At 43.6% G+C, this 22,870-nt stretch carries 21 protein-coding genes; 10 read left to right on the forward strand and 11 right to left on the reverse strand.

Annotation, left to right across the window (positions count from 1 at the left end):
- Positions 1-181 precede the first annotated feature (181 nt).
- The 3 genes from MD536_RS15580 to MD536_RS15590 are packed head-to-tail and all read left to right on the forward strand — an operon-like array spanning position 182 to position 4,769.
- On the forward strand, positions 182-2,428 hold the full coding sequence (locus MD536_RS15580) for a PAS domain-containing sensor histidine kinase (RefSeq protein WP_239601775.1): 2,247 nt from the start codon (positions 182-184) through the stop codon (positions 2,426-2,428).
- Between the two features lie 50 nt (positions 2,429-2,478).
- Positions 2,479-2,907, forward strand: coding sequence for a response regulator (locus MD536_RS15585; RefSeq protein WP_234867377.1), 429 nt, complete (start codon positions 2,479-2,481; stop codon positions 2,905-2,907).
- Positions 2,908-2,918: 11 nt separating this feature from the next.
- Positions 2,919-4,769, forward strand: coding sequence for a PAS domain S-box protein (locus MD536_RS15590; protein ID WP_239601777.1), 1,851 nt, complete (start codon positions 2,919-2,921; stop codon positions 4,767-4,769).
- Here MD536_RS15590 and MD536_RS15595 read toward each other — a convergent pair.
- From MD536_RS15595 to sufB, 7 genes are read right to left on the reverse strand one after another with little or no spacing between them, the layout of a single operon-like run.
- Positions 4,732-5,199: an RrF2 family transcriptional regulator gene (locus tag MD536_RS15595; protein ID WP_239601779.1), complete on the reverse strand. Its 468-nt coding sequence runs from the start codon at positions 5,197-5,199 to the stop codon at positions 4,732-4,734. The two genes, MD536_RS15590 and MD536_RS15595, sit on opposite strands and share 38 nt — an antisense overlap.
- Positions 5,200-5,208: 9 nt before the next feature.
- Entirely contained in the window at positions 5,209-5,520 is a 312-nt protein-coding gene (locus tag MD536_RS15600; protein WP_239601780.1) for an SUF system Fe-S cluster assembly protein, read from the reverse strand.
- Between the two features lie 4 nt (positions 5,521-5,524).
- The gene (locus MD536_RS15605; RefSeq protein ID WP_239601781.1) at positions 5,525-5,971 is read right to left on the reverse strand and encodes a SufE family protein; all 447 of its coding nucleotides are present in this window, start codon (positions 5,969-5,971) and stop codon (positions 5,525-5,527) included.
- A 2-nt stretch (positions 5,972-5,973) separates the two neighbouring features.
- On the reverse strand, positions 5,974-7,218 hold the full coding sequence (locus MD536_RS15610) for an aminotransferase class V-fold PLP-dependent enzyme (RefSeq protein WP_239601782.1): 1,245 nt from the start codon (positions 7,216-7,218) through the stop codon (positions 5,974-5,976).
- A 1-nt stretch (position 7,219) separates the two neighbouring features.
- Positions 7,220-8,509, reverse strand: coding sequence for a Fe-S cluster assembly protein SufD (gene sufD / locus MD536_RS15615; RefSeq protein ID WP_239601783.1), 1,290 nt, complete (start codon positions 8,507-8,509; stop codon positions 7,220-7,222).
- On the reverse strand, positions 8,506-9,261 hold the full coding sequence (sufC, locus tag MD536_RS15620) for a Fe-S cluster assembly ATPase SufC (protein WP_234867390.1): 756 nt from the start codon (positions 9,259-9,261) through the stop codon (positions 8,506-8,508). Before sufC ends, sufD begins: the two co-directional genes overlap by 4 nt.
- 30 nt (positions 9,262-9,291) lie before the next feature.
- A complete protein-coding gene (gene sufB, locus MD536_RS15625) occupies positions 9,292-10,737 on the reverse strand; it encodes a Fe-S cluster assembly protein SufB (RefSeq protein ID WP_239601785.1) in 1,446 nt (481 codons plus the stop codon).
- Positions 10,738-10,963: 226 nt separating this feature from the next.
- Between sufB and MD536_RS15630 the strand changes: the two genes are divergently transcribed.
- Positions 10,964-12,508 (forward strand): sensor histidine kinase, encoded by a 1,545-nt coding sequence (locus tag MD536_RS15630; RefSeq protein ID WP_239601787.1) that lies wholly within the window; start codon positions 10,964-10,966, stop codon positions 12,506-12,508.
- A gap of 5 nt (positions 12,509-12,513) precedes the next feature.
- Positions 12,514-12,939 (forward strand): response regulator, encoded by a 426-nt coding sequence (locus MD536_RS15635; protein ID WP_239601788.1) that lies wholly within the window; start codon positions 12,514-12,516, stop codon positions 12,937-12,939.
- A 9-nt stretch (positions 12,940-12,948) separates the two neighbouring features.
- Here the strand turns inward: MD536_RS15635 and MD536_RS15640 are convergent, their stop codons facing one another.
- The 3 genes from MD536_RS15640 to MD536_RS15650 are packed head-to-tail and all read right to left on the reverse strand — an operon-like array spanning position 12,949 to position 17,692.
- Positions 12,949-15,240 carry a DUF3858 domain-containing protein gene (locus MD536_RS15640; RefSeq protein ID WP_239601790.1) on the reverse strand — a complete coding sequence of 764 codons (2,292 nt, stop codon included), beginning with the start codon at positions 15,238-15,240 and terminating at the stop codon, positions 12,949-12,951.
- Between the two features lie 20 nt (positions 15,241-15,260).
- Positions 15,261-17,198 carry a transglutaminase-like domain-containing protein gene (locus tag MD536_RS15645; RefSeq protein WP_239601792.1) on the reverse strand — a complete coding sequence of 646 codons (1,938 nt, stop codon included), beginning with the start codon at positions 17,196-17,198 and terminating at the stop codon, positions 15,261-15,263.
- A 47-nt stretch (positions 17,199-17,245) separates the two neighbouring features.
- On the reverse strand, positions 17,246-17,692 hold the full coding sequence (locus MD536_RS15650) for a DMT family transporter (protein WP_234867404.1): 447 nt from the start codon (positions 17,690-17,692) through the stop codon (positions 17,246-17,248).
- A gap of 217 nt (positions 17,693-17,909) precedes the next feature.
- On the opposite strand from MD536_RS15650, the gene MD536_RS15655 reads away from it, so the two are divergent.
- Entirely contained in the window at positions 17,910-19,424 is a 1,515-nt protein-coding gene (locus MD536_RS15655; RefSeq protein WP_239601794.1) for a T9SS type A sorting domain-containing protein, read from the forward strand.
- Between the two features lie 22 nt (positions 19,425-19,446).
- On the opposite strand, the gene MD536_RS15660 is transcribed toward MD536_RS15655, so the two are convergent.
- Positions 19,447-19,824 carry a DUF2147 domain-containing protein gene (locus MD536_RS15660; protein WP_239601796.1) on the reverse strand — a complete coding sequence of 126 codons (378 nt, stop codon included), beginning with the start codon at positions 19,822-19,824 and terminating at the stop codon, positions 19,447-19,449.
- Positions 19,825-19,971: 147 nt separating this feature from the next.
- On the opposite strand from MD536_RS15660, the gene MD536_RS15665 reads away from it, so the two are divergent.
- From MD536_RS15665 to MD536_RS15680, 4 genes are read left to right on the forward strand one after another with little or no spacing between them, the layout of a single operon-like run.
- Complete coding sequence (locus MD536_RS15665; RefSeq protein WP_239601798.1) at positions 19,972-20,406, forward strand: SRPBCC family protein; 435 nt, start codon at positions 19,972-19,974, stop codon at positions 20,404-20,406.
- A 20-nt stretch (positions 20,407-20,426) separates the two neighbouring features.
- The gene (locus MD536_RS15670; RefSeq protein ID WP_239601800.1) at positions 20,427-20,951 is read left to right on the forward strand and encodes a GNAT family N-acetyltransferase; all 525 of its coding nucleotides are present in this window, start codon (positions 20,427-20,429) and stop codon (positions 20,949-20,951) included.
- Between the two features lie 45 nt (positions 20,952-20,996).
- Complete coding sequence (locus MD536_RS15675) at positions 20,997-22,052, forward strand: glycosyltransferase family 9 protein (RefSeq protein ID WP_239601802.1); 1,056 nt, start codon at positions 20,997-20,999, stop codon at positions 22,050-22,052.
- 14 nt (positions 22,053-22,066) lie between these two features.
- The gene (locus MD536_RS15680) at positions 22,067-22,867 is read left to right on the forward strand and encodes a glycosyltransferase family 2 protein (RefSeq protein WP_239601804.1); all 801 of its coding nucleotides are present in this window, start codon (positions 22,067-22,069) and stop codon (positions 22,865-22,867) included.
- Positions 22,868-22,870 lie beyond the last annotated feature (3 nt).

Genomic DNA, 22,870 nt, shown 5'->3' on the forward strand with positions numbered 1-22,870 from the left:
GTTTTTATTCTGTATCCAATATCCTAAGTATCCAAACCGTCCAAACGCCAGGAACTGGTTAGTAGTGGAATTTTTATCTAAGGTTAATGAGCCAGGGGTGCGAAAACTTCTCACGTGAGAAAATTTTGTACCCTTTTGGTTTTTTCCTTTTTTTCACTGACCTTATCAGAACCTTATAACTATGAACAAGCTCGAATCAGGCATATTGGAAGAATATGAGCGGATCATGGACGCATCCCTGGATATTATTTGTACCATGAACAGGGATGGCATGTTTACCCGCATCAGTGCTGCAGCTACACGAATACTTGGATATAACACAGAAGAATTGATTGGTAAACCATACCTGAGTTTCATTGAGGAGCACGATCAGCAGGCAACTGTTGCGATGTTAGCCAAAGCCATCAGTGGTCAGCCGGTCAGCTTTTTTGATAACAAAGTGATTTCTAAAGACGGACAATCCTTCACGATCCGGTGGTCGATGAATTGGAATAAATCAGTACATGCGCTGTTCTGCATAGGAAGGGATGTAACCGAACGGGTTAAATATGAGCAACGACTTGAACAATCGGAACGTTGGTACCGAAATCTGTTTCATCACAATCCGCTTCCCATGTGGATCATTGATCCGGATACCAAACAATTCCTGGAAGTGAACGAAAAGGCAATTAATCATTATGGTTACAGTCGGGAAGAATTTCTGCAGATGACTGCGCATGATATCCGTCCGGAAGCAGATCGAGAACGTTTAAAAAAAGTTCAGCGAATCAGGGAGGGCAAAAACCTGGTTCATAAAGGAAGATGGAAACACATCAAAAAAAATGGCGATATCATTGACATTGAAATCACTTCTCACCAGATAGAATTCAATGGAAAGCTGGCTTCCCTGGTACTTTCCAACGATATTACGGATCGCCTGAAACTGGAACTTCAAAAAAAGGAAGAGGAACGAAATAAAATTGCACTGATCAATACTACAAGCGATATGATTTGGAGTATTGATGCAAGGTATAACTTGCTTGCAGCCAACCGAAGTTTTATACAAACCACCGAGCGAACCTCTAATATTTCCATACAAATTGGAGATAATATGTTACTTGAAACAATCTATCCGAAAGAACATATACAATATTGGAAATCACTATACGACCGGGCACTAACAGGCGAATCCTTTCACATGCAAAGTCTTGATATTTATACGGAGCCGGGTGAAGAGATCTGGTGGGAAACCAGCTTCAATCCAATTCGGGAAGATCAGAAAATTGTTGGAGTTGCCTGTCATTCCAGAAATATCACTCAAAACAGAAAGTACCAATCCGAATTATGGCAATTGAATCAGAAACTAGAAACTGCACAGAAGCTGGCCAAACTGGGCTATTGGGAACTGAACATGCAAAGCAACGAACTCTTCTGGACCCATGAAGTGTATACAATCTGGGGCAGGCACCCTTCCAATTTTCAGCCAAGTTTTGAAGTTTTTCTGGAAACCCTTCATCCGGATGATAGAGAAACTTTCCTCAAAAAAAGAGCACAAGTATTCAACGGAAACGACTCACTGGATTTTGAACACCGGATTCTTTTACCCGATGGTGCTATCCGGTATGTACATGAAAAGGGCAACTTGTTTAAAGACGAGCATGGCAAACCCATGCGATATAGTGGTACCGTGCAGGATATCACGCAGCGAAAACTTTACGAACAGGCCCTTGAAAAAGCAAACCAGGAATTGTCAGAGAGAGCAGAACAACTATCCAGATCCAATGCCGAATTGGAGCGGTTTGCTTTCATAGCTTCACACGATTTGCAGGAACCACTTCGAATGGTAAGTAGTTTTCTCCAACTGGTGGAAAAAAGATACAAGGACAAACTAGATGAAGCAGGCAAACAATATATTCAATATGCTGTTTCCGGGGCAGAGCGAATGAAAAAATTAATTAATGATCTGCTGGCCTATTCGAGGTTGGAAAACATGGCAGTGGAATTAACAGAAGTGGACATGAATCAGGTACTTAAAGAGGTTGTCCATAATTTGCAGGAAAGCATCGCCGAAACTAATGCTATTGTCGAAATTGACACTCTGCCAGTGGTGCTTAAAGGCAATTTTTCAGGGCTGGTACAACTATTTCAGAACCTCATCGGAAATGCCATTAAATACCGAAGTGACTTACAGCCTGAGATACGGATTAGCGCAAAAGAAGAAAACAATTATTGGCAGTTCGCTGTAAAAGATAATGGCATCGGAATAGAGCCGGATTATTTTGAAAAGATCTTTGTCATTTTCCAGCGATTACACAATATGACTGAATATTCCGGAACAGGAATTGGTCTGGCTATCTGTAAGAAAATTGTAGAACAGCATAAAGGTAAAATATGGGTTTATTCCAAAGAAAAAGAAGGTTCCACCTTCTATTTTACCATCAAAAAATAAATCTTTATATTCATTAAGAATCCAGAACCTATCGAAACTACCCAAAACGTATGAAAGACTTACACATTTTATTGGTGGAAGACAATGAAGGCGACATCATTCTTACACGAGAAGCACTTCGCGAAGTAACTGCAGTAAAAGATATTTCGGTTGTAAGAGACGGCAGGGAAGCGATCCATTTTCTTTTTAAGACAGGGACCCATGAGAATGCCCAGGTTCCTGATCTGGTTTTGCTGGACATCAATCTTCCAAAAGTTGATGGAAAGGAGGTGTTGAAAACAATTAAGCAGGATCCGGCACTACGCAGCCTTCCGGTAATTGTGTTAACTACTTCTGCTTCTGAAAAAGATATCCTCGAGGCCTATACCCACTATGCCAACTGTTATATAACCAAACCCGTTGATTATTCCAGTTTTATGAAAGTGATCCAGTCTATGGAATCATTTTGGATGAAGACAGCACAACTCCCTAATAGCTAAACCGGTACTTCATGATACATTCAACTGAACTGACGATCCTGATGGTGGAGGATAATCCCGGAGATCAGTTTCTGCTGGAGGAACTCTTACTCAGTTCCGGAATAAAAATCCGGGAACTCTTTACTGCAGAGTCGATCAAACAGGCGCATGAAGTACTGAAGTCGGAGCCTGTTGATATCATACTGCTTGACCTCTCACTACCCGACAGCTTTGGTATCAACTCTTTTACATCGATCCGGGAAAATGCAGGGTATACCCCGATTGTAATTCTTTCTGGCGTTTCGGATATGAATACTGCCCTGGATGCGATTACACTCGGGGCACAGGATTACCTGATCAAAGGCGATTTTGATGAAAAACTGCTATCAAAAACCATCCTCTATTCCATCGAACGTATGAACAACCTGCAGGCATTGCAGGAAAGTAATGAGCGATACGACCTGGTAAGCAAGGCTACCAATGACATGGTTTGGGATCTTAACCTGCTGACGGGTGAAGTTTACCGGAATCCGGAAGGCTGGAAGAAAATTTTTAAAACCGATTATGATGCTGCTCAATTCGGATCAGAGGGAAAATGGGTAACACAGATTCATCCATCAGAGAGAGAAGAAGTAGTAAAGAAAATCAATATATACAAAGAGAACCCATCCTTCCAGCAATTTGAATTGGAATACCGCTTTCTGAGAGCGGATGGAAGGTATGCATACCTTCAGGACCGCGGATATATCATCCGAAATGAGCAGGGCAAAGCAGTTCGTTTTATAGGTGCCACACAGGATATAACGCCCCGAAAGGAAGCCGAAAGGATATTAAAAGAGTCCGAAGAGCAATACCGCTATCTCTTTGAAAACAATCCAGCTGCCATCATCATCTGGAGCCTGAAAGATTTTACGATCCTGGAAATCAATGAATCAACCGAAAATCATTCAGGTTATAAAAGGGAAGATCTGAAAGGAAAATCCATTCTTGCAGTGGGACTGGCAGAGAGGGCTGAGCTTGTATATGTACTAGCCGAAAAAGCATTAAAAGATAAAAGTTTCAGAGAGACCCATGTTACCCGGATTATCAGCAAATGGGGCGATAAGATCTATATTGAGTTTGTATCTCACCGTATCGATTATATGGGAATGCCATGTATTATGGCCCTGGGTAATAATGTTACCGAAAGAGTGATGCTTGAAAGACAACTGGAAGAAGAGCGCAACAAGGCACAGAAAGAAATGACCAATGCAGTAATCTCAGCACAAGAATCAGAGCGCCAGGAAATTGGCAGGGAATTACATGACAATATCAACCAGATACTGGCCAGTGCCCGCTTATACCTGGGTCTTGGTAAAACAGCCGGAGATACACAATCTCTTTACCTGGGCAAATCGGATGAACTGATCCAGTCGGCCATTGATGAAATCAGGACCCTCTCCCACTCGCTGATTCCCCCCACATTAAGTGAAGGACACCTGAAAGACAACCTCCTTCAATTATTTGAAAATGTAGCAAACGGCATCGGAACTACCATTTACCACAACATGACAGAATTCGGGGAGCAGCATATGGAAGACAATTTCAAACTTTCCATTTACCGCATCTGCCAGGAGCAGTTTAATAATATCACGAAATACGCAAAAGCAACTACGATCAATTTCTACCTTGGCAACCGGAACGGAATCCTGGAATTACGAATCAAAGATGATGGTGTTGGTTTTGACAAGGCCAGGAAAAGCAATGGAGTGGGACTTATGAATATGAAGACCCGCGCTGCACTCTTTAATGGCACGATAGAAATAAATACCGCGCCTGGAAAAGGATGTGAATTGGTGGTACAGTTTAAACTACCTGTTTTGGAGCAAATACCCGCGAAATAATTCGCTGGGCCTCTAATTCGGAATTGGAGAGATCGCTGAGCGTCAACTGCTGCAATAGTTCATCCAGCACCAGTTGCATCATCTTCCAGAGAGAACGAACCGAACAATCCACAGAGTTGGTACAGAGTTTCATACCTCCACTATGGAGGTTACAAAAACTCGTATCGAAAAGTGCGCCCCCTAAGACCTTCAGCAGATCATTTACAATAATCTCATTGGCAGGTCTGGCCAGCACATAACCACCTTTATTGCCAGGTGTACTGTTGAGAAATCCCTGCTGACGCAACAAGCGTGTAAGCTTTGCAACATAGGGAATACTGATTCCTTCCGCCTCACTGAGCTGGGGAATGCTGAGTCCGCTTTCATTGCCGCAATTGGCAACGCGTAACATAATTCTCAGACCGATTTCTTCCTGTGCCGTAATCTTCATAGATAGCTTTTAAAACATACCTAATTCCAATTGTGCAGCTTCCGACATCATGGATTTATTCCAGGACGGATTCCAGGTTACACTCACATGAACATCATTCACGCCTTCAATCTGTCGCACTTTCTGATCCACTTCAATGGGCAGTGATTGCGCAGCAGGACATCCGGGTGCTGTCAGCGTCATTACAATCTGGACATTGTTCAGCGGCAGAATATCCACCTCGTAAATAAGTCCCAGTTCGTAAATATTCACCGGTAATTCAGGATCGTATATTGTTTTGATACAATCAATCACTTTTTCTTTCAAAGCTTCTGTTTCCATGTTCTTAGTGCTTTGCAGATTCATTCTGTAATTTAAAAGCCAATGCAAAATTTTTCATTTGCTTTACCATCGCCGCCAGTCCGTTTGATCTTGTCTGAGCCAGATGTGTTGTCATGCCTATCCGATCAATAAATCCAAGTTTAGCCTGAATAATTTCATCCGGAGTATGCCCGGACAATACCTGGATCAGCATACTGATCAGTCCCTTTACAATCACCGCATCACTATCTGCCTTAAACTCAACCAGCCCATCTTTATAGGCCGCAACCAGCCATACGGTGGATTGGCAACCTCTTACCTTATTGTCGTCCTTTTTATGTTCATCTTCTAGCGCCGGCAGTTTTTTTCCCAGATCAATAATGTACTCGTACTTCTCATCCCAGGAATCAAACAGCGAAAAATTCTCAACAATTTCTTCTTCGAGTTCTTCTATACTTGGCCTTGCTGTCATTTCTATAATAAAGTTTTAATGGAACGCTCCAGGCCTGCTACCAATGCATCAATTTCTGCATAGGTTGTATACAATGCAAAAGAGGCACGGGTTGTACCCGGAATTCCAAATCTGTCCATCAGGGGTTGTGTACAATGATGACCCGTCCGAACCGCAATACCCTTATTATCCAGCAGAATACCTAAATCCTGCGGATGTACTCCTTCTACCACAAATGAAATCACACTTGTTTTTTCAGGTGCTTTTCCGATTATGCGCAAACCTTTGATCTGTTCTAATGCATCCGTAGCATATGCAAGCAAGCCCTGCTCATACTGATGGATTTTTTCCTTGCCGATCCCGTTCACAAAATCAAGGGCAAATTTCAATGCTACCGTATCAGCTATGTTTGGTGTTCCAGCTTCGTACTTGTACGGTAATTCGTTGTAGGTTGTTCTGTCGAAGGACACTTCTTTGATCATCTCTCCTCCCCCATGAAATACCGGCATGGCTTCCAGCAGGGCTTTTTTTCCATAAAGCGCACCGGAACCGGTTGGGCCATACACTTTATGTCCGGAGAATACAAAGAAATCACAATCGATATCCTGCACATCAATCGGCAGGTGAACAGCCGACTGGGATCCATCTACCAAAACTTTAGCGCCGATTACATGCGCCTGCTCCACGATATATTTCACCGGATTGATGGTTCCCAATGAATTGGAAGCATGCACAATGGCCACCAGTTTTGTTTTCTCCGTGAGTAAACGCTGGAAGGCTTCCATATCCAGGGTTCCATCTTCCAATACCGGGATCGGAATCACCTTTGCACCCTTCTCTTCCGCAATGATCTGCCAGGGAACAATATTGCTGTGGTGCTCCATGCCCGAAACCAGGATTTCATCACCGGCACCAACAAACTTACGTGCCCAGGTATATGCAACCAGGTTGATCGCTTCGGTTGCACCTCTCGTGAAGATGATCTCTTCCCGATGAGCAGCACCTATGAATTCTTTCACTGCATCCCGGCTTGCTTCAAAAGCAGCTGTAGCTTCCTCTGCAAGGCTGTGAATACCTCTGTGGATATTCGCATTGTATTCTGAATAGTAACGCGTTAACCCATCTATCACTGCAAGCGGTTTTTGGGTGGTAGCCGCATTATCCAGGTAGACCAATGGTTTTCCTTTTACCATTCGTTTCAGAATTGGAAATTCCTCTCGAATGGAGTCCACATCAAATAACAGTTCAGATCGGGTAAGCGTTTCCATATTATGCTCCTAAACGTTCAGAAATAAGTTGGTCTACATAAGCACGGAGGGCATCATGACGGATCTGGTCAAGAATATCAACCGCAAAAGCATGGAGGAGCAGTGATTTCGCACTTGCTTCTGTTACCCCACGGGAGCGGAGATAAAAAAGTCCTTCTTCATCGAGTCTTCCAACCGTACAACCATGCGAACATTTCACATCATCTGCAAAAATCTCCAGTTGAGGTTTGGTATAAACATTCGCACTGTCAGATAAGAGAATGTTTTTGTTAGACTGGAAGGCATTGATTTTCTGCGCATCCTGCTGAACAAATATCTTACCATTGAATACGCCGGTAGAGGAACCATCGAGAATGCCCTTGTAGTATTCATTACTCAGGCAATGTGGTTTGGCATTGTCTACGATGGTATGGTTATCAACATGACAGGAATCGGAAGTAAAATACAAACCAAACATGTTGGAATCACAATGTTCTGCTTCCATCACCATATTCAGGTTATTCCGCACCATCACCCCATTCAGTGAAATGGTAACGGCATGCACATAACTCTTACCTACCTGGCGGAAATGCGTGGTACTTACCAGGCTGGAGCGATTGCTATCATTCTGAATCTTGTAATATTCTACGCGGGCATCCTGCTCCACCACTACTTCCATTACCTGGTTGGTGAAATGATCCGCTACCCCAATGCTTCCATAGGTTTCAACCAATACCACACCTGCATTGGCAGCAACATGTACCAGTGTTCTCGGTTGTGCAAAAACGTTACCAGCGCGACCGTCGGTGATATTATAAATATATACTGGATGCTCAATTTCAGTGGAACGATTCACACCAATGAATACAGCTCCCACCAGGAAAGATGCATTCAGTGCATTGATCCCATCCTTCATGTACTTTCCACTATGCCCCAGGTTTTTATTGACAACCTGCGCATACTCACCCTTCGCCGCTTCTTCCAGGGGCAACACAATCAATCCGGCTGACCGAACTGTAGATGCTGCAGCATTGTATACTCCATTGATGAATACCAGTTCGTTTGCTGTTTCATATTCGGGCAAACGAAATGCCTGCCAGGCCGCATCCGTATTGGTATGATCAACGCCTAACTGGTAAGGTTGATTAAACAGCTGACTGATCCGGGTATATTTCCATTCTTCGTGTTTCACTGCAGGTACACCCAACTGGTTAAAAGCTGCCAATGCAGCGGCGCGCACGGGCTGCAGAGCATCCTGTGTAGCAGCTCCCAGTTGTTGTGCTTTATCTTTAATCGTAGTTATCGTACTCATGCAATATTCATCTCGTTTTTAAGAAAACTATAGCCTGTCTCTTCCAGTTCCAGTGCAAGTTCTTTACCACCGGATTTTACAATACGTCCATTGTACAATACATGCACAAAATCAGGCACGATATAATCCAGCAGTCGCTGGTAGTGTGTAATTACCAAGGTTGCATTCTCCTTGCTGCGGATGGCATTTACTCCGGCTGCTGCAATGCGGATGGCATCAATATCCAGACCTGAATCTGTTTCATCCAGGATTGCCAGTTTGGGTTCAAGCATCGCCATCTGGAATACTTCGTTGCGCTTTTTCTCACCACCGGAGAACCCTTCATTCAGGGAACGGGTGAGCAGGTTTTTATCAATATTTACCAGGCTCATTTTTTCCTTCATGAGTTTCAGGAATTCTGCAGCATCCAGGGCTTCCTGACCACGGTATTTACGAACTTCATTCACCGCTGTTTTCATGAAGTTGATGGTGCTTAATCCGGGTATTTCTACCGGGTACTGAAAAGCAAGGAACAATCCTTCTCCAGCTCTGGCTTCCGGAGCAAGCTCCAGCAGATCCTTACCCAGGAATTCCACTGAACCACCGGTTACTTCATAATCTTCTCTTCCTGCAAGCACAGATGCCAGGGTACTTTTACCGGAACCATTGGGTCCCATGATGGCATGTACTTCACCCGGACGAATGGTAAGATTAATACCCTTAAGAATTTCTTTTCCTTCAATACCTGCGTGTAGATCCTTTATTTGTAACATATTGTGTTATTTCAAATTTGATGATTAGGTTTAACCAACACTTCCTTCGAGGGTGATGGCCAGTAATTTTTGTGCTTCCACTGCAAACTCCATCGGCAACTGGTTCATAACTTCTTTCGCGAAGCCATTTACAATCAGGGCCACAGCAGTTTCTGTGTCAATACCCCGCTGGTTACAATAGAAGATCTGGTCTTCCCCGATTTTGGAAGTAGTAGCTTCATGTTCCACCTGGGCCGTATTGTTTTTTACCTCTATGTAAGGGAAGGTATGTGCCCCACAACGATCTCCCAACAAGAGGGAATCACACTGCGAAAAGTTCCTGGCATTGGTAGCATTTTTTGCCACGCTTACCAATCCGCGGTAACTATTATGGCTAACCCCTGCAGATATGCCTTTGGATACAATCCGGCTACGGGTATTTTTTCCCAGGTGGATCATCTTGGTTCCGGTATCGGCCTGCTGATGGTGGTTGGTTACTGCCACACTGTAAAACTCACCCACGGAGTGGTCACCCTTCAAAATACAGCTGGGATATTTCCAGGTAACTGCAGATCCGGTCTCTACCTGGGTCCAGGAGATTTTGGAATGAACACCTGCACAGATACCGCGTTTGGTTACAAAATTGTAAATCCCGCCTTTCCCTTCTTTATCACCGGGATACCAGTTTTGTACAGTTGAATATTTAATCTCGGCATGATCCATTGCGATTAATTCCACCACCGCCGCGTGCAACTGGTTTTCATCGCGCATGGGAGCTGTACAACCTTCCAGGTAGGAAACATAACTGCCTTCTTCCGCAACAATCAGGGTGCGTTCAAACTGGCCGGTATTCTGGGCGTTGATCCGGAAATAGGTAGAGAGTTCCATCGGGCAACGCACACCTTTGGGTATATAACAGAAAGAACCATCCGTAAATACTGCTGAGTTCAGGGCAGAATAGAAGTTATCCGTCATGGGCACTACCGAGCCGATGTATTTTTTAACCAGTTCAGGGTGTTCCTGGATGGCTTCACTCATGGAACAGAAAATGATACCCAATTCACCCAACTGCTCCCGGAATGTGGTAGCAACCGAAACGGAGTCAATCACCGCATCCACAGCAACTCCACTGAGGCGCTTCTGCTCATCCAGGGAGATGCCCAGTTTTTCGAAGGTCCGGCGTAATTCCGGGTCAATCTCATCCAGGCTGTTTAACTTTTTGGTTTGTTTGGGGGCAGAATAATAGATAATATCCTGGAAATCAATTGCTGGATACTTGATATTCGCCCACTCCGGCACTTCCATTTTTAACCAGTGCCTATAGGCTTTCAAGCGCCATTCCAGCATCCACTCGGGCTCATTTTTCTTTCCGGATATAAACCGGATGATGTCTTCATTCAGCCCTTTCGGTGCCTGGTCGGCTTCCAGATCGCTGGTGAATCCATATTTGTAATCACTGGTAATCTGTTGTTCAATAGTGCTTAATCCGTCGTTCATACTGCAAAATCTATTCAGTTGCTAAAATTGGCCACAAAGGTAAGATCTATTTATACAAAAGAGTATAAATAGTCCGAAAAACTATAACAGCGGTGGATTTGAAATGTTTACAGGTACCTGAAAACCCTTAGGGAATAGATCGTAAAAAATGGAAAATGCATTAAAATCTGGGTGTTCACACCATACGGAGGCGTGCCGGCGTTAATTTGTGTACCTCCTACACAAAATGAAACGTTACCCGGTTACCTTGCCAGTTTTAATTGGGTCCATTATAATAATGGCAGCCGGACTCTTTTTTTTCCTCCGGAATTACTACCGCCACCAGCAGGTAAATATGGAAATAGGCCTCATAAGAGCTAAAAACAAGGAACTGCGTAGTGAAAATCTGGCTCACTTACTGATGCTGTCTCCAAAGGGTGATACGGCCAAACAAATACCTATTGCTGCACTACGGATCATTCAGAACAGGGCTTCCAACCAATTGGAAAATGACCAAAGACTGAGCAACCTCGAAAAAATTAACCAGACCTATATCTTAATCAACCGGTTGGGCGTGGCGATGTTAGTCTGCTCCGTACTCTTTCTGATTGGCTTTAATATCCTGCAGTTCAAAAGGCGGTATAAACTAAGTAAGTTGCAGGAGCGGGATCGGCAAACCATGCACTTGCTGAGGGAAACCATCCGGGAAAAAAGCCTGGTACAGGAAGACCTGATCCGGGAAAAAGACCGGCTGAATTTTGTGTTGGAAGGCACCAATGCCGCCACCTGGGAATGGAATATTCAAACCGGACAACTTTCCTATAATGAAACCTGGGCAACCCTGATTGGATATACGCTGGAAGAGATCCAGCCCATTGATCAGTCCACGCTTGCCCGCTTTGCTCATCCGGAAGACCTGGAAGAGACCAATAAAAAAGTAAGTGAATGCCTGCGGGATCATACCCAGTTTTATGAAGCCACTTACCGGATGAGGCATAAAGATGGCCATTGGGTCTGGATCCTGGACCGGGGTAAAGTTGTAAAGTCGTCTGAAGAAGGGGAGCCATTATTGATGTTTGGTACCCATGTAGACATTACTCATCTGAAGGAAACCAACGAAGAACTGACCCGTTTTGCATCTGTAGCTTCTCATGAAATGCGGGAGCCACTCCGAATGATCAGCAGCTTCATGCGCCTGTTGGATAAAAACTACAGCGAGCAACTGGATAAAAAAGCCCGACAATACATTCACTATGCAATGGATGGTGCAGAGCGTATGTCTGCAATGATCCAGGAGTTGCTGGCCTTTGCACATGCGGGCGGGGTTAAGGGTGGAGAAACAGAATGGATTGATTGCAACAACTTACTGCAAGATATAAAAGTGCTGATGCATGGCCAACTGGAAGAACAGGAGGCTAAGTTGAACATAGGCTTGCTTCCAACCATCCAGGCAAGAAGAACACCACTGAAACTTGTTTTTCAAAATCTGATCGGAAATGCGCTGAAATACCAAGCTCCTGGTAGCCGCCCCAGTATCGAAATAAATGCATCAGATGCACATACGCACTGGCAGTTTTCGGTTAAGGATAACGGTATTGGGATTGCCCCGGAAAACAGGGAGGTAGTATTCCAATTATTTAAACGACTTCATACCAAACATGAATACAGTGGTTCAGGAATGGGCCTTGCTACCTGTAAACGTATCATCGAACAACACGGAGGAAAAATCTGGATAGACAGCAATGAAGGAAATGGAACAATCCTTACATTTACTATTCGCAAAACCGCCTGATTCCGATGAAATCAATTCATGTATTGCTCGTTGAAGACAACGAAGGGGATATACTATTAACAAGAGAAGCACTCGAAGAAGGAAAACTGGTCAACCAGATCAGTATTGCAAGAGATGGGAAAGAAGCCATTGATTTCCTGGAAAAAAAAGCCCCGTTTCAAGCCTCTATGCTCCCCGACCTGATCCTGCTGGATGTCAACCTGCCGAAAAAAAATGGACATGAAGTGTTGCATTTTATCAAAACCACGGATGCTTACAAGCATATTCCGGTTATCATGCTGACCACTTCCTCCTCTTTTAAAGACATCAACAATTCCTACCTGAATCACGCCAATTGTTATATTACCAAGCCGGTGGAAGTAGAGGAGTTTTTCAGAGTTGTACTCCAGCTTGAAAATTTCTGGGTCAACATTGTAAAACTCCCCTCCTGATGTTCCGGATCAAGGCTTGGCAAGAATAAGCCTGGTTTCAGACAACGCATAACTCGCATCCAATAATTCCAGCAAATGTGACCATTGCGTTGGTTTCAAATGCCGCAGGTTATACTTTTTCGTAATGTTCAGATGCACCTGGTTATTTTCAATCGTCCCGGTAGTAACCAGACTACCCGCCTCATTTTCTACCACTGTGGAAAGATTCTCTAATCCCTTAACCACATATCCTTCCGGAATCGCCATCACTATTTTCCAATGGTATTTTGCCGGATAACCGATATCAACCGGCAACTGACGATTGCGCTCTTTTTTCTCCACTTTTTCCTGCTGTCCCATTAATGCCGGGAGTGAAATAACAAGATCTTCTCCTGCATGTGCAGTCATTTCTGAAAGTTCAAACTCCTCCACATATCGAATACCCGGCTTTTTCAAATTACGGCCATCGTTGACAATCCGGAAAGATTTATAATTATTCACTTTATGACCATATAAACTTTCCGCCAATTCCTTCATGAAATCCGGCTTCTCTTTTTTCCATTTGGTTTTTGCCTCCTGGAATTTTTCAATCATTTTTTCCTGTTCGGTTGCACTGAGTACATCCCAGGGACCATCACCACCATAGTTGCGATAGTCCTGTTCCATATAAGGCGTAAGTGCCAGCAACTCATCAATAGCACGCAATTTTACAAGTCCCGCAGCTTCTGCTTCTTTTTTAATCACGAAACCAGATTTGTCTTCGTTCAAAGCAACTGCCAGTAAAATTTTATAGGTATTTACAGAAGTATCCGCAATAGGCAGATCGATATTATCCATTTTCTGATCGGACTCCTTGCTGCTGAACAGTACAGCCCGATTACCTGCCAGGTAAGCCGGCATTTCATCCGGATTAAGGTGGTCATCCGGATTTACATAATAGGTATCCTTGTATTTTACTACCCAGGCCAGTTCCTGGTTGAAAGATATTTTATCAATAGCTGTTCTGCTGTTAACGGTGGTTGCAATAAGCTGGTGATCAATACCCCGCCGGGTCAATAAAGAAGAAAATACTTTGGCAAACCCATAGTCGTTCCAACTATTATACATGGTAAGGGAACGGATGGAATAATACGCTTTATTCACATAATCCTTTTCAGATCCATCATAGGCGCCTCGCTTGCGCAGCAACCGGTACAGCTCATCCACGGTTGATTTAAGAGGTGCCGGCAATCCGCGCGTATACTCACCCGATTCCTGAATTTTTGCTGGAGCAAACCACATCTGCCTGGCTTTTTCTGCAAAATCTTCCTGCGTTATATCCGTTTTGGATGAAGCATCATCCGGAATCCAGATAAAATTCTTACCTGTATTGCGGGCGTAAATCACCTGGAATTTAAGGGAAGGCATTTCCAGGTATTCATTGACGAATCGGGTATCTGTTCTTTTATCACGCGACTGATCCACCCATTTATATACTTTTCTTCCTGATTCCTGGCTTACGGAAAAGTCCGGAGCACCTTTCAGGTTCTTATAACCGAGGTAATAATTCTGATCCTGCGTGATGATTTCCAATGCCTGCCTGGCAACCGGCAATTCCCTGTTACAGAGATAATAAACCGGATCAAACTCTTTGTAGTTAGGATTATGACTGAACGACCGGGTATTCAAATGGCGGAATGCATATTCAATGATATCTCCTTCCTGCAGATCAGGAACAGCTATCTTATAATAATCAGGACGATAGGTTGAACTAAATCGTGCATCTGTATAACCCCTGAATATGCCTGGCGTACTGGTTGGGTCTGCCAATTCAATGGCTTCTGATAAATCAAGGGGCTGAACTGTTCCGTCGCTTTTGATTACTCTCGCTTCAAATGCATCCGAATCCATAAACAACCTGAAATACAGAACGGCATATTGTTCTACAGCAAACTTATCGCGTAGCAGAATTTTACGTCGCTCTGTTTCCTCTACCAGCATGCGGGTATCATTTCTTGCATTAGCCCAATAGATCGAAGATCCCATAGTTGGAACAGCAAGCAGGGCTCCCCAGAGATTCCTGCCAATTCGCTTACCCACGCTCAACCCTTTTTTATCAAAATCAAAGCTGGTTTTCTGGCATAAAATCACACCACTTTCATCCGGCCACTGACTGGACGAATTATCTTTAAAATCAGCATCGGTATCAATAAGCAATGGACTTGCTTTTGCATTTTTCTTTAACAGCTCAATCTCCTTAGTCCCGATTCGTTGTTGTGCAAAAGCGCTGCCGGCAGTTCCTGTTACTAAAAGTAAGGCTGCCATCAAGATGGTTATTCTCATGAAAGGTTTCTTAAAAATCATTAAAGCTGGAGACTAATTGTAGTACGGTTAAAATCACGAATCTTCTGAAGGAAGGCTTTCCATTCAGTAAACTGTGCAGGTTGAATAACCGGTGCCTCTAATTTCATTTGTTTTGTGAGTATGAGTTGATTTTTTTCCTGCTGGTAAACTGCTTTCATGCTGTTTCCTGCAAAACTGCTTTCGAAAACAGGCGGCAGGGATTTCACCTTGGCCGTTGCAGGCAGTTCCAGTCGGATGGTATCTGTCGCATACAATACGTGATCCAGGTCAATAGGTGTTTTTCTTTTTTCATCAGGCGAAAAACTGGCAAAGCTGGCCGGGTAAAAGTCAATACTTGTATAACAGTCTTTATCTACTATGGTAACCCGATTGGTGATTTCTACATCTCCCTCCAGTACCAATGGGATATCCCGATTGTTGAAATCTGATGTCTTCACATTGGTCACATCTGCACCACTGTTATTGAGTTCGATCAGTGTAGCTATAAACTCTTTTCTTTTGTTGGAAGGAATGGCATTGTAGATATAGTGAAAGAAGTTTTTTGCCTCGCCGGTAAATGTCAGCTTAACATGGCCTGTGATTTTGTTGCCATTTAGTTTCAGGCTGGCAGCGGTTGCCATTGTATTATCCTCCGGTTTTGCCTGTGGAACCATTTCAATTTTATACTGATCTCCATGCTCAACCAGTACCGATTTGCCCTGGATGCGATACGCATTTACACCCAGCGGCGCATACTTTTCCGTACCATCCAGAAAATAGGTCTTGCCGCCATGATACAATACAGAAATCGCATGATTATCTACGCAAAGTGAAAGTACTTCCTTTCGGTCGTAAGGGATCTCACGAGTACCAATCCACGCAAAATGAGCATCAAAACCGGCGAGCTTCAGCATTTCAGTCAGCAGGTTGGCCATGCCTTTACAATCGCCATACTTGTTTTTGAAAACATCCTGAACCGTATGGGGAATAAATCCTGAATAACCTTCTTCAAATGCGATGTATTTAATATTATCCTGCACCCAGTAATACAGGGCTCTGATTTTTTCTTCGTCTGTTTTTTTACCCTGTACTTCTTTATCTACGATTGCTTTAATTGAAGCTGTTTCATTTTTTGCTTTTTTATACAGCAGGTTATACCATCCATACATGTCGTCCATCGTATTAAAAACAGTATGTGTTTTATTATCCGATTTAAAGGTTTTGATCGATACGATCACATGGGGCAGGTAAAATGGCCGGGCCAGTGCAGCCGGCTCCTGTTTAACCGGACCAAGATTCTGTGCTGTATAGGTATAAATAGTCAGGTCTCCTTCTTTACGTTTGGATTTTTTGATCTTATACACCGGATCAAAATTTTTCTCAATGAGTTCGAGCTGCAGCCAGGAGGGTACTGCCAGTTCAATACTATGTTCCTTCACCGGTTGGGAACTATGGAAGAAAAGTCGGGTCAGGTATCTTGCATCCGCGTATTGATAGTTGTAGAGGAACCGGCAACGCTGTCCGGATTCAGTTGCCTCCATACCATAGAAGAGTCCATAATTATCATCAAAGAAGATGGCATCATCAGTCAGGGAAACTTTTCTTGGCGGATATTTCTGACTGCGAAATTTGTTTTTATAAAACACTTCGAAATCATAGTCGCGCAATTGCACAAAATAGTTGTACGGAAGCAAATGCCCCATAAATACATTGGAGCCGATGGAGACCATATCAATCGAGCCTTTTTCATTGGCTACCACTACAGGCATTCCATCCAGTCCTTTCCCAGTACTGAAACTGATTTGTTTTACCGCGAGGTGGGTGCCATATTCAGCGTCCTTGTCAATTTTTTTGAGGGCAGTGGCCTGGCTGTTTCCTTCGCCATCGGCAGACTGATTTTGGGCAAAGAGTAGAGTCGATAGGAAAAGGTGCACTAATACGAGCGCCGTTTTTTTCATGAAGACGGTTTAGGTTCAGGCGCCAAGATAATAGGAAAATCGGGAATTCAAAATTTGCGGATGATCAATACGCCTGCAATTAATAAAACCACCCCCAATGATCGCATCCAGCTGATGGGATGAACAGGGGTTCCAAGTAGCCCGAAATGATCAAAAAGAATGCTGACGAACATTTGTCCGGCAATTACCAACCCAAAAGTCAGCGCCACTCCCAGCCGGGGCACCAGCAATATGATAGCGGTTACATAAAAGGCGCCCAGCAAACCGGCAATCCAAACCAATCCGGGTGCTGATTTCGCCTGGAAGAGATTGGTAAGCGGAACCCGGCTCATCAGGATATAAACCAGCAATCCGAGGGTTCCAACCAGAAAGGAGATCAGGCTACCCAGCAGAGGATTCTGGACCACCGCCCCCATTTTGGCATTCAGGGAGGCCTGAAGTGGAAGGAACATACCGGCCAGAATGGCCACCAGAATCAGCAGGACTTGTTGCATGAATTTTTGTTTGCAAGTTAAAATAGTGTTGACTTATGTCAAGTTTTAAAAAAATCTGCCAGAGGCTAAAATTTCCATTAAACGTATAACAGTGGCCGGTTATCGATGGTTTTGAGGGAATTATCGGCATACAATAAACTACTTATAAACTAACCCTTAGAAAACCCTACATAATAATACTTAGATAGCTCCGTTAATTGGACAGAAAGGCTGATTTATGATTAGATATTTACAATTAATTATTGCTTTTTTACTGGTCTCAAAACTGACCATGGCTCAACCCTCTTGTACGCCTCTGGGTGACCAAAACAGTTTTGGAACAGGAAATGTCTGGATTGGATATGTCTATGACAATCTGAATTTCACCAATTACAGGGGTTTCATCAACCAGGGAACAGCCGGCAGTCCCAATTTTGACTACAATTTTGGAAGTGCTAACGGCAATCTGAATACCAATGGTTGTAATGTGGACCGTACTACTTTCAGTGTTCGGTTTAAACTGCGCAGGACTTTTACAAATGGCGGTTACCGGATTGTAGTGGGTGGTGATGATGGCTACCGGTTCAGCCTGGATGGCGGGGCAACCTGGGTAATCAATAATTTCACAGATCATGCTTATCAAACCACTACCTATGACGTAGTATTAAATGGCAGTTATGACCTGGTGATTGAGTACTATGAAAACGGCGGTGATAACAGGGTATCCTTCAACGTTAGTTCTATCTGTATGGGCACAGAAAATACTTCTGTATATGGAACCGGAAATGTGTGGAATGGATATGTGTATGATGGTACTAACTTCAGCAGCTATGTAGGTATGATACAGAATGGCAATGCATCCAGCCCCAATTTTGATGAGAGCTTTGGCGGCAGCAATGTAACCCTGAATACCAGCAGTTGTGCTACTACCACTGAAACCTTCAGTGTTCGGTACCGGCTGCGCAGAAATTTCCAGGCAGGTACTTACCAGTTCACAGTTGGTGGAGATGATGGGTACCGGTTAAGTTTGGATGGTGGTGCTACCTGGATCATTAACCGCTGGAGCGACCAGTCCTACAATACCACTATCTCAACACCCATTAATATGGATGGAGATTATGATATGGTGCTGGAATATTACGAAAACGGAGGATTTAACAGGATAAGTTTCAATATGAGTGTAATCACCCTTTTGCCGATCCACCTGGTTGATTTCAAAGCCGTGGTAAAAAACTCCCAACCGGTATTAAACTGGGTAATCACTGCGAACAGTACTCCTGATTATTTCATAGTAGAAAGAAGTACGGATAATCGGCAGTTCAGTTCCATAGGCACCATTGAACCGGAAATGGGAGAAGGCAAAACCAGGTTTAGTTTTACAGATAAAACAGCTAAAGGAGAACTTTTTTACTACCGTTTGAAAATGGTGGATATTGACAGAACAGTTACCTATTCCAAAACCCTTACTGTACGTCTGAATAAAGGTGCAAGCACTGATGAGCTACAGGTTTATCCTACCGTTATTACCAGCAACCAGGTAATGGTGAAAGCAGGTTCGAGTCACAAAAATGTTGACATCAACCTGGTTGATTTATCGGGCCGAGTACTGATACGTCAGCATGTTTCGCAACTTAATTCCAGTCAGCCTCAATCCATTGACCTGAGTCGGGTTCGTTTGGGCAAGGGTGTATATGTGTTGAAAATTATCAGTGCCGATGGAATGGATCAATCCAGGAAAATCATTATACCATAAAACTACCTGTCAGAACAGAAACTTATTCGACCCGCTCGAAGGTTTCTGTTCTCCCAAACAGGGAAACGCCAACATAGCCTCTTACTTTCAGTTTCATTCCTTCCAGCCACATGGTGCAATCATAGGTTTTACCACTATCCGGATCATAAATCTGACCATCTGCATATTTCCCTTCCTTAAAGAGGAAGTTTTTCAGAATTACCATTCCAAGTAATTCTTTTTTACGTTCTGCGGGATTTGGATTTTTCTCATCCAGCCGACTGTTTTTGCCCCATACCAGTTTTCCGAAATAGCGCTCCCCGCTTTTAAAGATTTGCATTTTACCATCTTTCCGTGGGGTCCAGTAAATGCCCAAAATCTGATCAGCGGCGGACTGTGCCTGGATACTTGTAGATGTCATGACGAACAAAATTAGACCAGCAAGCAATTTCATAGTACCAATTATTTGGTTGACGCATTCACCCCCTGAAATTGACCAGAGCACACTGTTTCTTAGCCATAAAAAGGGTATAAGTTTGTCCAACAAATTAACGTAAAACTTATCCAAATGAAAAAGAATGAACAGTCCAATACTGTTGTATTGAAAGTAAGCGCAGAAGTGGAAGTACCTGTAGAAAAAGCCTGGGAGTTATTTAATACACCCGAACATATTGTAAACTGGAATGCTGCTTCCCCCGACTGGCACACACCAAAGGCCAGCAATGACCTGCGAACTGGCGGCAACTTTTCTTATCGGATGGAAGCCCGTGATGGAAGTTTTGGATTTGATTTTGCAGGAGAATATACAGAAGTTGTACCGATGACTTCTTTTGCCTATAAAATGGAAGATGGCCGAACTGCGCGGGTAGAGTTTCATCCTATTGAAACCGGCACCCTGGTTATCACCCAGTTTGATGCTGAAAACAGCAACCCACTGGAAATGCAGCAAAACGGTTGGCAGGCTATACTTGATAACTTTAAAAGATATGCGGAAAATCTGTAAGATAACCGGACATTCGCAGTATGTCCTGGATACAAAATAGCTTAGGTTCCGAAAGAATATTGTTACAACCTTTGCAGGCTGAAGATTTCAGCGTAGTCTATGCTCTTGCATCAGATCCCCTGGTTTGGGAGCAGCATCCCAACAAGAACAGGTATCAGCAGCAGGAATTCAATAATTATTTTGAAGGCGCTCTGAAAAGCGGAGGTGCCTATCGCATCCTTGAAAAGAACCTGGGACTTACCATGGGATGCACCAGGTATTACGATTATGATGAATCTGATAAAAGTGTATTGATAGGTTACACCTTTATAGGCAGATCCTTTTGGGGCAAGGGATACAATCAGGAATTAAAGCAACTGATGGTAGAACATGCTTTTCAATTTGTCAACATCATTCGCTTTCACATAGGCGCTACCAATTTCAGATCGCAACGATCCATTGAAAGGTTTGGCGCGATTAAAACAGGAGAACTGGAGGTTGCTTACTATGGCGAACCTGCCAAAAAAAATTTTATTTACGAATTAAGAAATCCGATACAACGGTAAGTAATAACCATCTGTCAAGTGCATACGGCCAAATTGCCGGCGTGTATGAAATCAGTGTTATTAATCCAAACTGCCTTCATTGGTGACCTTATCCTTTCCACCGTTCTGATTGAAAACCTGCACCTGCAGTATCCGAATGCCCGTATTGATTTCCTGGTGAGGAAGGGCAATGAAGAAGTGCTGCAATCCCATCCTCATGTGCGAAAAGTTTTAACATGGGATAAAAAAAAGGGCAAGTATCGTAGTCTGTTATCGCTGCTAAAACAGATACGTGCAGAACAATATGATATCGTTATTAATGTACAGCGATATGCCGCAACCGGATTCTTAACAGGATTGTCGCGCGGAAAGATTACCATTGGTTATGATAAAAACCCGCTGTCTTTTTTGTTTACCAAAAAAGTACAGCATGTAGCGGGAACTGCAGTACAACCGGTTCATGAAACAACAAGATGCAATCAGTTGTTGCAGACTATCATAAGCACACCGGTAACAAAACCTGTTTTGTATCCTTCAGCAGCAGACTATGCAGCTATCCGGAAATATCAACAGGAGCCTTACCTTGTTCTGGCGCCTGGCTCTGTTTGGTTTACCAAACAGGTACCGGTTTCCAAGTGGACAGCCATACTGAAACAGCTACCCATACGTCAGAAGATTTACATAATAGGAACGAAAAAAGAGCAGGCGGTAGCAACTGCCATTATGAATGAATTACCAGCCTATACCAATATAGAATCGCTGGCAGGATCACTTAGTATATTACAATCGGCTGCGCTTATGCAGGGCGCCCTTTTTAACCTCGTAAATGACTCTGCACCGCTTCATATTGCCTCTGCAGTGAATGCACCCGTGATTGCATTGTTCTGTTCTACCATACCCGGATTTGGCTTCACTCCTCTATCGGATGAATCCTATATCGTTCAGGCGGAAGCACAATTATCCTGCAGGCCCTGTGGCAGTCACGGTAAAGCAGCCTGTCCGAAGCGCCACTTCGATTGTGCTAACCTGATCAATGATGAAAGAGTAGCTTCCATTATTCTACGTAAAATAATGCAGCAACATGCAGCGCGCACTCTGAAAGAACATCTTGTTATCAATTAAAATTGACTCAAACAATGAAACCAATTATTAAACAGGTAGCCCTGGTGATCTCCACCTTCAACTGGCCATCCGCATTGGAACTGGTTTTAGGGTCTGTTGTTCGTCAAACAAAAATGCCGGATGAAATACTGGTAGCGGATGATGGCTCTTATGATGCCACACGCCAGGTAGTAGAGTACTACCAGCTTGTGCATCGTTTACCCATTAAACATGTATGGCAGCCGGATAAGGGATTCAGAAAAAGCCTGATTATCAACAAAGCCATCCGGCAAACCAGTTGCGATTATATTATACAGATCGATGGGGATATGATCTTACATCGCAGTTTTATTGCCGATCACCTGAGAGCAGCAAGAAGAGATTGTTTTGTTCAGGGATCAAGGGTGTTGATGGATGCCTCCTTAACAAAGCAACTCATTCAAACGGGATTCGTTCCGCTGCATCCCTGGAGCCAGGGTATCCGCAATCGTATCAATGCGATTCACCTACCGCTGCTGGCATTTTTATTTGGGAAAAAAACAAGCAGCAATCAAAATATCAAAGCCTGTAATCTGGCCTTCTGGCGGGCGGATTATGTACTGGTAAATGGTTACAACAATGAGTTTTCAGGATGGGGATGGGAGGATGTAGAATTCGCTACTCGTTTGTTGCAGGCGGGCTGTAAGAAAAAAAGATTAAAGATGGCGGGAGTGGCCTATCATCTGCATCATGCCAGTTCAAGCCGGGAGCACCTGCAGGACAATGAAATCTTATTTATAGAAACAACTAAAAATCCGCACTGGGTTTGTCCGAATGGATATTACCAGGCATCCTGATAC

This window comes from Flavihumibacter cheonanensis, from assembly GCF_022352215.1.
Classification (GTDB): Bacteria; Bacteroidota; Bacteroidia; order Chitinophagales; family Chitinophagaceae; genus Flavihumibacter; species Flavihumibacter cheonanensis.

What these genes read in the sequence shown, in the direction of transcription:
- MD536_RS15580 (WP_239601775.1), top strand. Translation starts at nt 182, where the DNA reads ATGAACAAGCTCGAATCAGGCATATTGGAAGAATATGAGCGGATCATG.
- MD536_RS15585 (WP_234867377.1), top strand. Translation starts at nt 2,479, where the DNA reads ATGAAAGACTTACACATTTTATTGGTGGAAGACAATGAAGGCGACATC.
- MD536_RS15590 (WP_239601777.1), top strand. Translation starts at nt 2,919, where the DNA reads ATGATACATTCAACTGAACTGACGATCCTGATGGTGGAGGATAATCCC.
- MD536_RS15595 (WP_239601779.1), bottom strand. Translation starts at nt 5,199, where the DNA reads ATGAAGATTACGGCACAGGAAGAAATCGGTCTGAGAATTATGTTACGC.
- MD536_RS15600 (WP_239601780.1), bottom strand. Translation starts at nt 5,520, where the DNA reads ATGGAAACAGAAGCTTTGAAAGAAAAAGTGATTGATTGTATCAAAACA.
- MD536_RS15605 (WP_239601781.1), bottom strand. Translation starts at nt 5,971, where the DNA reads ATGACAGCAAGGCCAAGTATAGAAGAACTCGAAGAAGAAATTGTTGAG.
- MD536_RS15610 (WP_239601782.1), bottom strand. Translation starts at nt 7,218, where the DNA reads ATGGAAACGCTTACCCGATCTGAACTGTTATTTGATGTGGACTCCATT.
- sufD (WP_239601783.1), bottom strand. Translation starts at nt 8,509, where the DNA reads ATGAGTACGATAACTACGATTAAAGATAAAGCACAACAACTGGGAGCT.
- sufC (WP_234867390.1), bottom strand. Translation starts at nt 9,261, where the DNA reads ATGTTACAAATAAAGGATCTACACGCAGGTATTGAAGGAAAAGAAATT.
- sufB (WP_239601785.1), bottom strand. Translation starts at nt 10,737, where the DNA reads ATGAACGACGGATTAAGCACTATTGAACAACAGATTACCAGTGATTAC.
- MD536_RS15630 (WP_239601787.1), top strand. Translation starts at nt 10,964, where the DNA reads ATGAAACGTTACCCGGTTACCTTGCCAGTTTTAATTGGGTCCATTATA.
- MD536_RS15635 (WP_239601788.1), top strand. Translation starts at nt 12,514, where the DNA reads ATGAAATCAATTCATGTATTGCTCGTTGAAGACAACGAAGGGGATATA.
- MD536_RS15640 (WP_239601790.1), bottom strand. Translation starts at nt 15,240, where the DNA reads ATGAGAATAACCATCTTGATGGCAGCCTTACTTTTAGTAACAGGAACT.
- MD536_RS15645 (WP_239601792.1), bottom strand. Translation starts at nt 17,198, where the DNA reads ATGAAAAAAACGGCGCTCGTATTAGTGCACCTTTTCCTATCGACTCTA.
- MD536_RS15650 (WP_234867404.1), bottom strand. Translation starts at nt 17,692, where the DNA reads ATGCAACAAGTCCTGCTGATTCTGGTGGCCATTCTGGCCGGTATGTTC.
- MD536_RS15655 (WP_239601794.1), top strand. Translation starts at nt 17,910, where the DNA reads ATGATTAGATATTTACAATTAATTATTGCTTTTTTACTGGTCTCAAAA.
- MD536_RS15660 (WP_239601796.1), bottom strand. Translation starts at nt 19,824, where the DNA reads ATGACATCTACAAGTATCCAGGCACAGTCCGCCGCTGATCAGATTTTG.
- MD536_RS15665 (WP_239601798.1), top strand. Translation starts at nt 19,972, where the DNA reads ATGAAAAAGAATGAACAGTCCAATACTGTTGTATTGAAAGTAAGCGCA.
- MD536_RS15670 (WP_239601800.1), top strand. Translation starts at nt 20,427, where the DNA reads ATGTCCTGGATACAAAATAGCTTAGGTTCCGAAAGAATATTGTTACAA.
- MD536_RS15675 (WP_239601802.1), top strand. Translation starts at nt 20,997, where the DNA reads ATGAAATCAGTGTTATTAATCCAAACTGCCTTCATTGGTGACCTTATC.
- MD536_RS15680 (WP_239601804.1), top strand. Translation starts at nt 22,067, where the DNA reads ATGAAACCAATTATTAAACAGGTAGCCCTGGTGATCTCCACCTTCAAC.